Consider the following 13,258-nt stretch of genomic DNA (forward strand, 5'->3'; position numbering starts at 1 on the left):
GCGTCACCGGCAGACGGTCAGTGGCGTCACCGGCAGCCGGCGAGTGCGTCACCGGCAGACGGACAGTGGCGTCACCGGCAGCCGGCGAGTGCGTCACCGGCAGACGGTCTGTGGCGTCACCGGCAGCCGGCGAGTGCGTCACCGGCACACGGCGAGCGCGTCCAGGGCGACCGCGCCCTGCCCCCGGGGTGAGACCATCAGGGGGTTGAGTTCGAGCTCCGCCAGCTCGTCGCCGAGTTCCAGGGCCATGCGCTGCACCCGGAGGATGACCTCGACGAGCGCGTCGAGGTCCGCCGGCGGGCGTCCCCGTACGCCGTCGAGCAGGGGCCGGCCGCGCAGTTCGTCGAGCATGTCCCGCGCCTGCTCCTCGCCGAAGGGCGGCACGCGCACGGCGGTGTCCTGCAGCACCTCCACCAGCACCCCGCCGATCCCGGCCGTCACCGTCGGCCCGAACAGCTCGTCGTGGGACATCCCGACGACCATCTCGACGCCCTGCCCGACCATCTGGCAGACCAGGACGCCGTCCAGCTCCACGTCCTCGTAGCGGGCGATGTCGGTCAGCTCCCGGTAGGCGTCGCGGACCTGGCTGGCCGAGGTCAGGCCGGTCTTCACCAGGCCCAGTTCGGTCTTGTGGGCGATCCGCGCCCCGGAGGCCTTCATCACCACCGGGAAGCCGACCGTCCCCGCCGCCCGTACGGCCGCGGCCGCGCTGGTCACCAGTTGCTCGCGCGGCACCCGGATCCCGTACGCCCGCAGCAGCTGCTTGGCCGCGTGCTCGCTGAGCTGCTCACCGGGCCGCATCAGCAGCCGCGCCTTGCGGTAGGACGGGGAGGGGGTGCGCGGCGCCTCGTCGAAGGGGGAGCGGTAGCCGGTGACGAAGCGGTGGTGGGCGAGGCAGGCGCGGACCGCGGTGAGGCAGTTGGCGACGGTCCGGAAGGTGGCCACCCGCGAGGAGCCAAGGAGCACCTCCCGGTAGGCGGGTTCGGTGCCGACCGGCGACCCCCACACCACGCACACCAGCTTCTCCGTCTGCTCGGCGGCGTCCACCAGGTCCCGCACCAGCCGGTCGCTCAGCGGCGGGAACGGCCCGGTGACCGGGCAGATCAGCACGCCCACCCCGGGGTCGTCGAGGATCGCGTCGATGATCCTGCGGCCCCGTTCGTCGCCCACCGGATGGCCGCCGCTGTCGACCGGGTTGGCCACGCCGAGGTACTCCGGTATCCACTGGTGCAGCTCCGCCTGCCGGGCCTCGGACAACTCCGGCAGGTGCAGGCCGGCCGCGGTCGCCAGGTCGGCGACGTGTGCCCCCGTGCCGCCCGAGATCGAGTAGACGGCCACGCCGTCCGCCCGCGGCGGCCGGGCCCGGGCCAGCAGGGCCGCGGTGTCCTGGAGTTCGTCCAGGCCGTCGACCCGGATCACCCCGTACTGCCGCATCGCCGCGTCCACCACCGCGTCGGCGCCGGTCAGCTTGCCGGTGTGCGAGGCGGCGGTGCGGGCGCCGGTCTCGGTGCGGCCGACCTTGACCGCGACGACGGGGACACCGCGGCGGGCGGCCCGGTCGGCGGCGAGCAGGAAGGCCCGGCCGTCCTTCAGGCCCTCCAGATACGCGGCGACGGCGCCGACCTCGGGCCGTTCGGCGAAGTAGGAGAGGAAGTCGGCGGTCTCCAGGTCGGCCTCGTTGCCGGTGGGCGCCCAGTGGGAGACGCGGATGCCGTTCTCCTGGAGGGCGAAGACGGGCCGCCCCTGGTGGCCGGACTGGGTGATCAGGGCGATCGCGGGGCCGTCGAGATCGTCCCGGAAGCGTTCGAAGGCGTTGAGGTTGGTGTTCGGGCCGAGCAGCCGCATCCCGGAGTCCGCGACGGCCGCGGCCAGCCGGTCCTGGGCGGCGGCACCCTCGTCGCCGGTCTCCGCGAACCCGGAGGCGAACACCACCGCGAACCGGGCCTTGGCCTCGGCCAGTTCCTCGATCACCGGCAGGGGGTCGCCGACCAGGACGACGGCGACGTCGACCTGCTCGGGCAGGTCGGCCACGGACGGGGAGCAGGGGATGCCGAACACGGCGGTGCGGCTCGGATGCACCGGGAACAGCCGGGCGCCGACCCGCCCGGCCCAGTCGAGCAGCTGCCGGGTGATGCCGGTGTGCGGGCGTCCCTCGGCGTCCGAGGCGCCGATCACGGCCACGGACTCCGGCCGGAACAGCCGGTCCAGATCGGGGACCTCGGCGTACAGCGGGCGCCCGCTGACGTCCGTGTCGCCCGCCTCGGCCGGCCTGCCGCGCACGACGGGACCGGTCCGCTCGCCGCAGGCGATGGCCCGGGTCCGGCGGTAGTCGGTGGTGAGGGTGCCGTGGGTCGATCCAAGCATGGCTTCGCCCGCTCCTGTGAGACAGCCGCTACCAACTGACACACTGTCAGATTACTGAACGGACGGAATGTCAGGAACGGCCCGGACAAGGCCAGTTGTGGCAGCGGTGGTTGCTCGGGGAGGGGCGTCGCCCGGCGGGGGCGTGGAGGATCGCTGGTGCTGCTGCCGCTCACCCCGGAAGGCGGGACACCCCCGGTGCGCCGCCCCGGCTCACCGCCCTGGCGATCCGCTGGGCGTCGATGGCCAGCTCACGGAGGTTGCCGCTGATGGGGTTGGTGTAGCCGGTGAAGTACAGGCCCCGGGCGCCCTCGGGGCTGCGGGCGCCGTGGGCCACGGGTCTGCCCCGCTCGTCCAGGACGCCGAGGTGCCCGACGAGCGGCTCCAGGCCCCGCTCGTACCCCGTGGCCGCGATCACCACGTCCGGGCCGATGCGGGTGCCGTCGGCGAGGAGGACCTTGCCGTCCTCGAAGCCCTCCACGGCGGCCACGACCTCCACCCGGCCGCTGCGCACGGCGTCGATCAGCCCGGCGTCCTGCACCGGGATGGCGCCCTCCAGAACCCGGCTGTACAGGCCGGTCTCGGGGCGGGGCAGGCCGTGCTCGGAGAGGTCCGGCACCGCCACCTTCGCCTGCAGCCGGCTGATCCGGTCGACCAGCTTCACCGGCAGACGCCGCACCAGGATGCCCGAGTACTGGGCGGGCCAGCCCGCCGTGGAGCGGCGCACGATGTGCGGAGCGGTGCGCACCGCGAGCCGCACCCGGGAGGCGCCGCCCTCCACCAGATCGACGGCGATCTCGGCGCCCGTGTTGCCGACGCCCACGACGAGCACGTCCCGGCCGGTGAAGGGGGCCGGGTTGCGGTAGGCGGAGGCGTGCAGGAACTCACCGGTGAAGCCGTCCCGGCCGGGCCAGTCGGGCACCCGCGGCGTGTGGTTGTAGCCGGTGGCGACGACGACCGCGGCGCCGGTCAGCTCACGGCCCCCGGTGGCGCGCAGCAGCCAGCCGGTGCCGTCCGGGGTGCGCTCCACGCGGGAGACCTCCACCCCGGTGACGATCTCGAGACGGTGGTGCTCGGCGTACTTCTCCAGGTACCGGACCACGTCGTCGCGGGCCACCCACCGCCCGAACCGGCGTGGCATCGGCAGACCCGGCAGGGCCGACTGGCGCCGGGTGGTGTGCAGCCGCAGCCGGTCGTAGTGCCGCCGCCAGGAGGCCCCCACCTGCTCGGACCGCTCCAGCACGACGGCCCGAAGCCCCCGCGAGCGGAGCGCGTAGGCGACGGCGAGCCCCCCGGGTCCGCCGCCGACGACATAGACGGGGTGGTCGGGCGGGGCAGGGTCCGTGGGCTGCGCGGATCTGCTGGTGGGGTCGGTGGTGTCGGCCATGAGCGCGAGCGTAATCACGCACCTGCTTGATGGGTATCGGTCAAGACCACAATGGGTTGCGGATCGATCACAACTGTGCGGACCCGTCCATGGTCTGCGGGGCGGTCTTGCGGGCGGTGCGCGGAAACGGTGAAACTGACACACCGTCAGGCATGGATTCGCCCCCGACCCCGGCAGGCGCAGATGGAGAACGCATCCCGATCCGGGCCCGCCGCCGCTCCCGAGGCCGACGCCTTCACCAGGACCTACTGGGAGGCCGCCGCGCGGGGACGGCTGCTCGTCCGCCGGTGCGGCGGCTGCGGCCGCGCCCACCACTACCCGCGCGAGTTCTGCCCCCACTGCTGGAGCGAGAACGTCACCTGGGAGACCGCGAGCGGCCGGGCCACGCTCTACACCTGGTCCGTCGTGCACCGCAACGACCTGCCGCCCTTCGCCTCCCGTACCCCCTACACCGCCGCCGTCGTCGCCCTCGCGGAGGGGCCGAGGATGATGACGGAACTCGTGGACGCGGAGGCGGCGGGCGGCCCGCGCCCCGGGATGGAGCTGGAGGTGACCTTCCGCGCGGATATTCCCGTGTTCCGGCCGGTGCGGCGGGTTTGAATGGGGCCATGGCCCACCCACCCAAGCGCGCATCCGCCCGCACCGTCGCGGAGCTCCACGGTCACGGACTGCACCTGGGTCCCTGGGACCCGGCGTCCCGCAGCGATGCGGAGGCCTGGCTGCGCGGCACCACCGACCCCGAGTTCCGGCGCTGGAACACCCCCTTCCGCCCGGTCACGGACCTCGCCGGCGCCCGTGAGGTGCTGCGCGGGCGGGCGGCGCAGGCCGAGGACGGGACCACGGCGTCGTTCCGGGTCTCCGACGCCGGCAGCGGTACCCTCCTCGGCCATATCGTCGTCAGCGACATCCGGCCGCTGCTGCGGGTGGCCCGGGTCGGCTACTGGGTGCTCCCCGAGGCGCGCGGCCGGGGCGTCGCCACCCGGGCGCTGCTGCTCACCGCGCGCTGGGCGCTGACCGACCTCGGTCTGCACCGCCTGGAGCTGGACCACGCCGTGGGCCACGAGGTGTCCTGCCACATCGCCGAACGCTGCGGCTTCCGGTACGAGGGGACCATGCGGGACGCCATCTTCGCCGCCGGCCGCCACGACGCCTTCCGCGACGCCCATCTGCACGCCCGCCTCGCGACGGACCCGGAACCCCCGGCGCCGAAGCCCGTGACGGACCAGGAACCACCGGCGCCGAATCCCGTGACGGGACCCCGGCCGTAGACACCCTCGCCGCACCGGTGGCCGAGCCCGGTTCGAGCCCATGGGGGCCCGTCGAGCCCTGGACTCACCGGGCGCCAAGGGCAGGGGTACACCGGCCGCGAGGCCATGGATGCGCCGGCCACAAATTCGGAGGCGTCCCGCCCGCTCCCCGCGCCACCATGAGGCATGGCTTCCCACGACTGGTATCTCACCCGGGACATCGACGACTTCCTCGCCCGCGCCGGTGATTTCCTGCGGGCCGAACCCGCCGTGCACACCGTGCAGTTGACGGTCACCGAGACCCTGCGCATGCAAGGGGCGCGGTCGTACGGCGACGGGGCCCCCGAGTTCGGGGTGCTGGAGCAGGACGGGAAGGTACGGGCCGCCTTCTTCCGCACTCCGCCGCACCGGCTGTGCCCCACCCCGCTGTCGCCGGCGGAGGCCGACGCCCTCGCCTGTCTGCTCCGCGACCTCGGCGACCTCGGCGACCTCGGCCAGTCGCTCCCCGGCGTCCAGGGCGACCAGGACACCGCCGCCGCCTTCGCCGACGCCTGGCGGCGCCGCACGGGCGCCGAGGTCACGCTCCACCAGCGGCAACGGCTGTACCGGCTGGGTGAGTTGACCGTGCCGCAGCCCGTCCCGCCCGGCCGGGCGAGGACCGCGGGGCCCGAGGACCGGGCCCATCTGAGCCGCTGGTACCGCGACTTCTGCGCGGCGGTCGGCGACCCCGTGTTCCAGGAACCCGAGGCGTGGGCGGACGCCCGCATCGAGCAGCGTGCCGTGACCTACTGGGAGGATCCCGAGGGCGAGCTCGTCGCCATGGCGTGCCTGGGCCCGCAGGTCGCCGGGCAGGTCAGGGTCTCCTGCGTGTACACCCCGCCCGCACTGCGCCGCCGCGGCTACGCCGGAGCGGCCACGGCCGAGGCCAGCCGGACCGCCCGGGAACGCGGGGCGGAGGAGGTGCTGCTCTTCACGGACCTGGCCAATCCGACGAGCAACGCGCTGTACCAGCGCATCGGTTACCGGCCCGTCTCCGACTTCGCCGTGTACTCGTTCTCGTAGTTCCCACAGGCCACCGTCGCTGGCGCTACGGCCAGAGCAGCTCCCGGGACCAGCCCTCACCGGTCCGCCGGTAGCGCAGCCGTACGTGCCGGCGCCGCTCGTCGCCCTGGAAGAACTCCACCTCGTCCGGCCGCAGCCGGTACAGCGTCCAGGACTCCACCGGCGCGTCCGGTTCCCGCTCGGCGCGCTCCCAGGCCGCCTCCGAAGCCCGGGCCAGCTCCTCGAGCGAGCCCAGCACCCCGCTCTGCCGGCCGGTCAGCGCCGCGGCCAGGGCGGCGGTGGAGCGGGCGTGCAGATCGGCCTGCGACTCCTCGGCGGGCGCCTGCTCCACGGGCCCGCGCAGCCGCACCTGGCGGCCGAGCACCGGCCAGTAGAAGGCCAGGGCCGCATAAGGGCGGGCGGCGAGCTGTGTGCCCTTGCGGCTGTGCGCGTGGGTGGCGAAGGCCCAGCCGCCGGCGTCGGCGCCGTGCAGCGTCACGATGCGCACGTCCGGCAGGCCGTCCGCGTCCGCCGTGGCCAGCGACATGGTGTGCGGCTCGGTCTGCCCGGCCGCCACCGCCTCGGCGAACCAGCGGGTGAACAGCTCCAGCGGTCCACCGGGCGCGTCGGACGGGTCGAAGGCCGGCAGCTCGGTCACCTCCGGGTCCCACACCCGCAGTGACCGCAGCAGCTCGTGAAGATCGGTTCCCATGTCCCGATTCTCACTCCCGGCCCAGCACCACGGTCCCCGACGAGCAGAACCAGCCGCCCGTCCCGGAGGCCACCGCCAGCCGGGGCAGTGAGCCGTCGGCCCGGCGCACCTGCCGTTCCCCGCACTCGCCCCGCAGCTGCCGCACCGCCTCCACCAGCAGGAAAAGCCCCCGCATCCCGGGATGCTGGGCGGACAGACCGCCCCCGTCGGTGTTCACCGGCAGCCCGCCGCCCCCGACCCGCAGCCGCCCCTTCTCCACGAAGGCCCCGCCCTCGCCCTTGGCGCAGAAGCCCAGGTCCTCCAGCGTCACCAGCGTCATATAGGTGAAGGCGTCGTACAGCTCGGCGAGGTCCATCTCCTCCGGCCGCACCCCCGCCCGCCGGAACGCCAGCGGTCCGCTGACAGCGGCCGGGGACACCGTGAAGTCGGGCCACTCCGACATCGCCGAGTGCGAGACGTACTCGCCCGTCCCCAGCACCCACACCGGTGCCGTACGGCAGTCCCGTACGACGTCCTCGGCGGCCAGCAGCACCGCCGCGCCGCCGTCGGAGCGCAGACAGCAGTGCAGCTTGGTGAAGGGGTCGGCGATCAGCGGCCCGGACTGGACGTCGTCCACCGTGATCGGCGTGCGGTGCAGCGCCCCGGGGTTGAACGCCGCGTTGGCCCGCGCCTGGACGGCCACCTCGGCGAGCTGCTCGACGGTCGTGCCGTACTCGATCATGTGACGGCGGGCGGCCATCGCGTACTTGGCGATGAGCGTGTGCCCGTACGGGGCCTCGAACTGGAGCGGGCCGCGGGTGCCGAAGGAGAGGGTGCCGGTGCGGCGGCCGGCGCGGATGTCGGCGCGGGCGGTGGAGCCGTACACGAGCAGCACCGCGCGGGCGTGCCCCGCGGCGATCGCGTCCGCCGCATGGGCGGCCATGACCTCCCAGGTGGCGCCGCCCACGGAGGTCGAGTCCACCCAGGTGGGGCGCAGGCCCAGATACTCCGCCACCTCGACCGGGGCCAGCGTGCCGAGTCCGGCGGAGGCGAAGCCGTCCACCTGCGACCGGTCCAGACCGGCGTCGGCGAGGGCGCGGCGGGCGGCCTGGGCGTGCAGGGCGTAGGCGGTCGTGCCGTCGTCCAGCCGCCCGCAGTCGGAGAGGGCCACGCCCACCACGGCGGCTTTCCTCGAAGAGACCATAGATCTGACGGTACGTCAGTTCGACTGGTCGCGTAAGTCTGGGCATCCCTGCCCTCCCGCCCTAATATGACGATCCGTCAGATCGGAGGGGCTCAGCATGAACGCCCGTTTCACCGCCGAGCAGGACGAGATCCGCCGGACCCTGCGCGAACTGCTCACCAAGCGCTGCACCCCGGCCGATGTGCGCGCCGCCGTCGACACCCCCGCCGGACACGACCCCGCCCTGTGGGCCGCCCTCGCCGACGGGCTCGGCCTGCCCGCCCTCGCGCTGCCGCAGCGCTACGGCGGCGTCGGCTGCCCGGTCACCGAACTGGCCCTCGCCTGCGAGGAGACGGGGCGTGCCCTCGCACCCTCGCCCCTGCTCGGGACCACCGTGCTGAGCGCGCCCCTGCTGCTCGCCCTCGGCACCGACGCACAGCGGGCGCGACTGCTGCCCCGGCTGGCCTCCGGCGCGCTCACCGCCGCCCTCGCCGCCCCGGGCCCGGCCCTCGCCACCGCCCTCGCGCTCACCGGCGGCAACGGCGGCGGCTGGGCGGGCGGTGGACGGGCGGGCGGCGTGCAGGCCCGGCGGGCCGACGGCGGCTGGCGGCTGTACGGGCAGGCCGACCAGGTGCTCGACGGGCACAGCGCCGGGCTGCTGATCGTCCCCGCCCACACCGGCGGCTTCGCCCGCTCCCGCACCCTGCTCTTCCTGGTCCCGGGCGACGCACCCGGCCTCACCCGCACCCGGCAGACCTCCCTGGACGCGACCCGGCCGCAGGGGTGCGTGCAACTGAGGGACACCGAGGCGGAGTTGCTGGGAGCCGACGATCCGGGCCGGGTGCGCGAGGCCCTGGCCGCCACCGGTGACGCCTCGGCCGCCTGCCTGGCCGCCGAGGCGGTGGGGGCCGCCGCCCGCATCCTGGAGCTGACCGTCGAGTACGTGGGGCGGCGGGAGCAGTTCGGGCGGCCTGTCGGGTCGTTCCAGGCGGTCAAGCACCGGCTGGCCGATGTGCATGTGCGGGTGGAGGCGGCCCGCTCCGCGGCCTGCTACGCGGCCTGGGCGACCGCGCACGGCGAGCAGGCGGGCGGGGAACGCGCGGGTGAGGACCGTGGGGGCGGGGAACGCGCGGGTGAGGACCGTGGGGGCGGGGAACGCGCGGGTGAGGACCGTGGGGGCGGGGAACGCGCGGGTGAGGATCGTGAGGGCGGGGAACGTGCGGGCGGGCCGGCACTCGCCGAGGCGCTGACGGCGCTGAACGCCGCCGCCGCCGAGGGGATCCAGCTGCACGGCGGGATCGGTTTCACCTGGGAGCACGACGCGCATCTGTATCTCAAGCGCGCCAAGGGCGACGAACTGCTGTTCGGGCCGGTCCACCGGCTCCGGGCGCACGCCGCCGACCGGGCACGTCTCTTCGAGACCACCGAGATCTTCGAGGCCATCGGGAGCGAGGAGGCCGGCTGATGCGGCAGAACGGGCACCGGTCCCGCGCCGGGCGGCTGCTGCGCGGGGTGCAGCGGGTGTCGGCGACCCGCGCCTTCGCCCGCCTCGCGCCCCCGGTGCTGCCCGCCGTGGACCGTGGCCTGCACCGGCTCACCGGGGGAAAGGTGCTGCTCAGCACCTGGCTCCTGCCCTGTGTGGTGCTGACCTCCACCGGCGCGCGCAGCGGCCGGGCCCGGCGGACCCCGCTGGCCTGCATGCCGGAGGAGGACGGGCGGAGCTGGATCCTGGTCGGCTCCAACTTCGGCCGCCCCGGGCACCCGGCGTGGACGCACAACCTGCTCGCCCACCCGGACGCCGTCATCAGCCGGCGGGGCGAGGACGTCCCGGTGACGGCCCGGCTGCTCGAGAGGGAGGAGCGGGTGGCGGCGTGGCGGGCGGTGCTGGAGTTCTGGCCGCCGTACGCCGCGTACCAGGCGCGGGTGGCCCGCGAGATCCGGCTGTTCCGGCTCCGCCGCAGATGACACCTGCGCAGATGACACCTGCGCAGATGACACCTGCGCAGATGACACCTGCGCAGATGACACCTGGACAGATGGCACCTGCAGCGAGTGACGCCTACAGCATGGCCAGCCGCTGCACCAGCAGGAACGCGCCGATCCCGAGCATCGCGGCGCCCGAGGTGCGCACCACCGCACGCGCCGCCGTGGGCCGCGCGCCGAGGACCGCGCGGGCGGCGAGGCCCACCGAGAGGTAGACGGCGGCGCAGCACGCCATGTGCAGGGCGCCCAGCGCCAGCGTCTGCACCGGCACCGGCAGCCGGGCGCCGTCGCCGGTGACCAGGAACTGGAGGCGCAGCGGCTGTTCGGGGAGCCCGACTATCTGCTGCGGGTGGTCGCCGCCGACCTCGCCGCCTATCAGCGGCTCTACGACGAGCGCCTGGCCACCCTGCCGGGGGTGCAGCGGCTGACGTCGACGCTGGTGATGAAGCACGTGGTGAAGGACCGGCCGCTGCCCGCGCGTTAGCGCAGGGCCCGCAGCGCAAGGCCCGCGCACCGCGTTAGCACAAGGTCCCGCACAACGCGACAGGCGGTGGTCCACCGGGGTGGACCACCGCCTGCCAGACAGGACTTGTGAAAGAGAGTAAGAGTAGGGTGCTGCGCCTGGCGTCGCCTACTTCGTCGGCTTCTTGCCGGTGATTCCCAGGTGGACCAACAGGGCGAGATTGGGCCTGAGTTCGGCCTGCTTCACACCCCAGGAGGTGAAGCCCTTCTGGTGCGAGGCCACTGCCGCGAGCATCGCGACCAGCGAACCGGCGATCGCGGCCGGGTTCACGTCCTTGTCGACCCGGCCCCTGGCCTGGAGGTCGGCCACGGCGTCGGCGAGCGAGTTGTTCACCGGGTTGAGGATCTTCATCCGGATCTTGTAGAAGCGCTTGTCGCCCTCGGCCGCCCCGAGATCCACCACGCGCAGAATGGCGTCGTTCTTCCGCCAGAAGTCCAGGAAGCCGTCGACGAGGTCCTGCGCGGTCTGCCAGCCGGCCTTGCCGGCCCAGGAGCGGCCCTCGACGAGCTCGGTCAACCCGGAGCCCTCGGCCGCCGTTTGCTCCGCGATCTCCAGAACGGCGCCCTCGACGTCGGGGAAGTACTGATAGAACGTCGCGGGCGAAGTGCCCGCCCTGCGGGCGACGTCGATGACCTTGACGTCCCGGTAGGGGGAAGAGCTGAGCATCTCGCTGAGGCAGTCGAGCAGCTTCTGCCGGGTCGCCTGCCCACGCCGGCCGGCCACGCGGCCGTCGACGGTTCGCACTTGTCCTGTCATGTCGTCAGCTTACCGAGGGGTGATCGGAGCGCGATTCGGCCGACTGCAAATGGGGTGTGCCCCTTCCGGGAGTGTGGTGTGCCTGGTCTGCGGGGTGCGGGTAGCACGGTTAGTTTGGCGGCATGGCCGAAAACAGGGCATCGGAGTACAGGGAGGGCACCCCGTGCTGGGTGGACGCGCAGCTGCCCGACGTGGCGGCCGGCAAGCGCTTCTACGGGGAGCTCTTCGGGTGGACCTTCCGGGAGCAGCCGGACCTGCCGAGGGAAGGGGTGCGGGCGCTGAAGGACGGTGAGCCCGTCGCCTCGCTGCGGCGCAAGGCCGACGGCCGGCTGCCCACCGTGTGGACGGTGTTCTTCGCGACCCCGGACGCCGAGGACCTGTGCCGGCGCATCCGCCTGGCCGGCGGGCGGATCATCGCCGCGCCCCTGCCGCTCGGCGACCTGGGCGTGCACGCGCTGGTCACCGACGGCCAGGGGGCCGTCTTCGCCCTCTGGCAGCCCGGCACCCACCCCGGCTTCGGCCGCCGCCACGAGCCGGGCACCTTCGCCTGGGTGCAGCTCTACACCAGCGACACCGAGGCGGCCAACACCTTCTACGGCGACCTTTTCCACGACGCCCTGTTCGGGCCCGGCGCCCAACCCGACTTCGGCCGCGCCCCCGTCTCCGACGTCTTCCCCGCCGAGATGCCGCCCCACTTCCTCGTCCACTTCGCGGTCGAGGACGTGGCGGCCGCCGCGGAGGAGGTGGTGCGGCTCGGCGGCCGGGTGCAGGTGCCGCCCTTCGAGACGTCCTACGGCACGGCCGCGGTCGTCACCGACAATCAAGGGGCGTCCTTCGCGCTGCTGCGCCGCTGAGCGGGGCACCGGGACCCCGTCCAGCCGGACAGAATGTCTTGTTTACCACCTGACACCCTGATTGTCGGCGGGTTCGCAACGAAGGCTCCGGCCAGGAAGAATCGGGGTGCGTGCCGCCACGGCGGTGCGGTGGTGAGACGCTGCACTTCGGTCGCGGGCACATGTGGTGGCGCGACTCGTACGGGGAGGTGGCAGGCAAGTGGTGGATCAGCTGACGCAGCACGATCCGCGGCGTATCGGGCCGTTCGAGGTGCTGGGACGGCTGGGAGCCGGCGGTATGGGGCTGGTCTATCTCGCGCGCTCGGCGTCCGGCCGGCGTGTGGCGATCAAGACGGTCCGTACCGAACTGGCCGAGGACCAGCTGTTCCGGGTGCGCTTCACGCGGGAGGTCGAGGCGGCCCGCGCCGTGTCCGGCTTCTACACCGCGGCCGTGGTGGACGCCGATCCGCGCGCCGCCGTGCCGTGGCTGGCCACCGCCTACGTCCCCGCTCCCTCGCTCGAGGAGATAGTGAACGAGTGCGGGCCGCTGCCGGCCAAGGCGGTGCGCTGGCTGGCGGCCGGGGTCGCGGAGGCGCTGCAGTCCATCCACGGCGCCGGACTGGTCCACCGCGACCTCAAGCCGTCCAACGTGCTGGTGGTCGAGGACGGCCCCCGGGTGATCGACTTCGGCATCGCCTCCGGCGTGTCGAACACGCGTCTGACGATGACGAACGTCGCCGTCGGCACGCCCGCCTACATGTCCCCGGAGCAGGCCAAGGACTCTCGCAGCGTCACCGGCGCCAGCGACGTCTTCTCCCTCGGATCCACCCTCGTCTTCGCCGCCACCGGCCACGCCCCCTTCCACGGCGCCAACCCGGTCGAGACGGTGTTCATGCTGCTGCGCGAGGGCCCGGACCTGGAGGGGCTGCCGGAGGAGCTGCGCCCGCTGATCGAGTCCTGCATGCAGATGGAGCCCTCGGCCCGGCCCACCCCGGCCGACCTCCAGGCACAGCTCGCCCCGCATCTGTTCGGCTCCGGCTCCGACGACAGCGGCACGGCCTCGGCCTGGCTGCCCGAAGCCGCGGTCAGCCTCATCGAGGCCCGCCGCAACGGCCGCCCCGCCACCAAGCCCCGCCCCGACCAGGGGCAGGGCTCCGGCCAGGGCCGCGGCGCCCGCCCGCAGGCGCCGCCCCCGCCGCCGCACGACCCGGTGATCCCGCCGGCACCCGCCCCGGTGGGCGCCCAGGCCGGCG

The 13,258-nt window shown here is 74.0% G+C and carries 12 protein-coding genes and 2 pseudogenes; 8 read left to right on the top strand and 6 right to left on the bottom strand.

The genetic code is table 11. From position 1 onward, the window contains the following. Positions 1-138 precede the first annotated feature (138 nt). Together ABD207_RS26435 and ABD207_RS26440 are read right to left on the bottom strand one after the other, a co-directional pair. Positions 139-2,364 carry an acetate--CoA ligase family protein gene (locus ABD207_RS26435; RefSeq protein WP_344015674.1) on the bottom strand — a complete coding sequence of 742 codons (2,226 nt, stop codon included), beginning with the start codon at positions 2,362-2,364 and terminating at the stop codon, positions 139-141. A gap of 169 nt (positions 2,365-2,533) precedes the next feature. Then, positions 2,534-3,748 (bottom strand): flavin-containing monooxygenase, encoded by a 1,215-nt coding sequence (locus ABD207_RS26440; protein ID WP_344015675.1) that lies wholly within the window; start codon positions 3,746-3,748, stop codon positions 2,534-2,536. Between the two features lie 183 nt (positions 3,749-3,931). On the opposite strand from ABD207_RS26440, the gene ABD207_RS26445 reads away from it, so the two are divergent. The 3 genes from ABD207_RS26445 (at position 3,932) to ABD207_RS26455 (ending at position 6,057) form a co-directional block, all read left to right on the top strand. After that, positions 3,932-4,348 (top strand): Zn-ribbon domain-containing OB-fold protein, encoded by a 417-nt coding sequence (locus tag ABD207_RS26445; RefSeq protein WP_344015676.1) that lies wholly within the window; start codon positions 3,932-3,934, stop codon positions 4,346-4,348. 8 nt (positions 4,349-4,356) lie between these two features. After that, positions 4,357-5,016, top strand: coding sequence for a GNAT family N-acetyltransferase (locus ABD207_RS26450; RefSeq protein ID WP_344015677.1), 660 nt, complete (start codon positions 4,357-4,359; stop codon positions 5,014-5,016). 165 nt (positions 5,017-5,181) lie between these two features. Then, positions 5,182-6,057: a GNAT family N-acetyltransferase gene (locus ABD207_RS26455; RefSeq protein WP_344015679.1), complete on the top strand. Its 876-nt coding sequence runs from the start codon at positions 5,182-5,184 to the stop codon at positions 6,055-6,057. Between the two features lie 25 nt (positions 6,058-6,082). Here the strand turns inward: ABD207_RS26455 and ABD207_RS26460 are convergent, their stop codons facing one another. Together ABD207_RS26460 and ABD207_RS26465 are read right to left on the bottom strand one after the other, a co-directional pair. Beyond that, entirely contained in the window at positions 6,083-6,748 is a 666-nt protein-coding gene (locus tag ABD207_RS26460; RefSeq protein WP_344015680.1) for a pyridoxine/pyridoxamine 5'-phosphate oxidase, read from the bottom strand. Between the two features lie 10 nt (positions 6,749-6,758). Next, positions 6,759-7,931, bottom strand: a complete 1,173-nt coding sequence (locus tag ABD207_RS26465) for a thiolase C-terminal domain-containing protein (RefSeq protein WP_344015681.1) — start codon at positions 7,929-7,931, stop codon at positions 6,759-6,761. A 97-nt stretch (positions 7,932-8,028) separates the two neighbouring features. Here ABD207_RS26465 and ABD207_RS26470 point away from each other — a divergent pair, with 97 nt between their 5' ends. Both ABD207_RS26470 and ABD207_RS26475 read left to right on the top strand, forming a co-directional pair. Beyond that, the gene (locus ABD207_RS26470; protein ID WP_344015682.1) at positions 8,029-9,375 is read left to right on the top strand and encodes an acyl-CoA dehydrogenase family protein; all 1,347 of its coding nucleotides are present in this window, start codon (positions 8,029-8,031) and stop codon (positions 9,373-9,375) included. Continuing rightward, complete coding sequence (locus ABD207_RS26475; protein WP_344015683.1) at positions 9,375-9,875, top strand: nitroreductase family deazaflavin-dependent oxidoreductase; 501 nt, start codon at positions 9,375-9,377, stop codon at positions 9,873-9,875. The genes ABD207_RS26470 and ABD207_RS26475 overlap by 1 nt, the downstream gene beginning before the upstream one ends. A 94-nt stretch (positions 9,876-9,969) precedes the next feature. Here the strand turns inward: ABD207_RS26475 and ABD207_RS26480 are convergent. After that, positions 9,970-10,200, bottom strand: a pseudogene (locus ABD207_RS26480) (LysE family translocator); the annotation flags it as partial. Here ABD207_RS26480 and ABD207_RS26485 point away from each other — a divergent pair. Continuing rightward, a pseudogene (locus tag ABD207_RS26485) lies at positions 10,189-10,377 on the top strand (Lrp/AsnC ligand binding domain-containing protein); the annotation flags it as partial. The pseudogenes ABD207_RS26480 and ABD207_RS26485 sit on opposite strands and share 12 nt — an antisense overlap. Before the next feature lie 147 nt (positions 10,378-10,524). On the opposite strand, the gene ABD207_RS26490 reads toward ABD207_RS26485, so the two are convergent. Next, on the bottom strand, positions 10,525-11,172 hold the full coding sequence (locus tag ABD207_RS26490; protein WP_344015684.1) for a TetR/AcrR family transcriptional regulator: 648 nt from the start codon (positions 11,170-11,172) through the stop codon (positions 10,525-10,527). Positions 11,173-11,294: 122 nt separating this feature from the next. Here ABD207_RS26490 and kbpA point away from each other — a divergent pair, with 122 nt between their 5' ends. Further along, positions 11,295-12,026, top strand: a complete 732-nt coding sequence (kbpA, locus tag ABD207_RS26495; protein ID WP_344015686.1) for an AfsK-binding protein KbpA — start codon at positions 11,295-11,297, stop codon at positions 12,024-12,026. Between the two features lie 199 nt (positions 12,027-12,225). Next, positions 12,226-13,258, top strand: a 1,033-nt coding sequence (locus tag ABD207_RS26500; protein ID WP_344015687.1) for a serine/threonine-protein kinase, incomplete at its 3' end; no start/stop codon positions are given.

This window comes from Streptomyces thermospinosisporus (assembly GCF_039526425.1).
Classification (GTDB): Bacteria; Actinomycetota; Actinomycetes; order Streptomycetales; family Streptomycetaceae; genus Streptomyces; species Streptomyces thermocarboxydovorans.

Excerpts from the sequence above, each read along its gene's own strand:
- ABD207_RS26460 (WP_344015680.1), bottom strand. The coding sequence starts at position 6,748 with ATGGGAACCGATCTTCACGAGCTGCTGCGGTCACTGCGGGTGTGGGAC.
- ABD207_RS26450 (WP_344015677.1), top strand. The coding sequence starts at position 4,357 with ATGGCCCACCCACCCAAGCGCGCATCCGCCCGCACCGTCGCGGAGCTC.
- ABD207_RS26490 (WP_344015684.1), bottom strand. The coding sequence starts at position 11,172 with ATGACAGGACAAGTGCGAACCGTCGACGGCCGCGTGGCCGGCCGGCGT.
- ABD207_RS26455 (WP_344015679.1), top strand. The coding sequence starts at position 5,182 with ATGGCTTCCCACGACTGGTATCTCACCCGGGACATCGACGACTTCCTC.
- ABD207_RS26470 (WP_344015682.1), top strand. The coding sequence starts at position 8,029 with ATGAACGCCCGTTTCACCGCCGAGCAGGACGAGATCCGCCGGACCCTG.
- ABD207_RS26440 (WP_344015675.1), bottom strand. The coding sequence starts at position 3,748 with ATGGCCGACACCACCGACCCCACCAGCAGATCCGCGCAGCCCACGGAC.
- ABD207_RS26465 (WP_344015681.1), bottom strand. The coding sequence starts at position 7,931 with ATGGTCTCTTCGAGGAAAGCCGCCGTGGTGGGCGTGGCCCTCTCCGAC.
- ABD207_RS26435 (WP_344015674.1), bottom strand. The coding sequence starts at position 2,364 with ATGCTTGGATCGACCCACGGCACCCTCACCACCGACTACCGCCGGACC.
- kbpA (WP_344015686.1), top strand. The coding sequence starts at position 11,295 with ATGGCCGAAAACAGGGCATCGGAGTACAGGGAGGGCACCCCGTGCTGG.
- ABD207_RS26445 (WP_344015676.1), top strand. The coding sequence starts at position 3,932 with ATGGAGAACGCATCCCGATCCGGGCCCGCCGCCGCTCCCGAGGCCGAC.
- ABD207_RS26475 (WP_344015683.1), top strand. The coding sequence starts at position 9,375 with ATGCGGCAGAACGGGCACCGGTCCCGCGCCGGGCGGCTGCTGCGCGGG.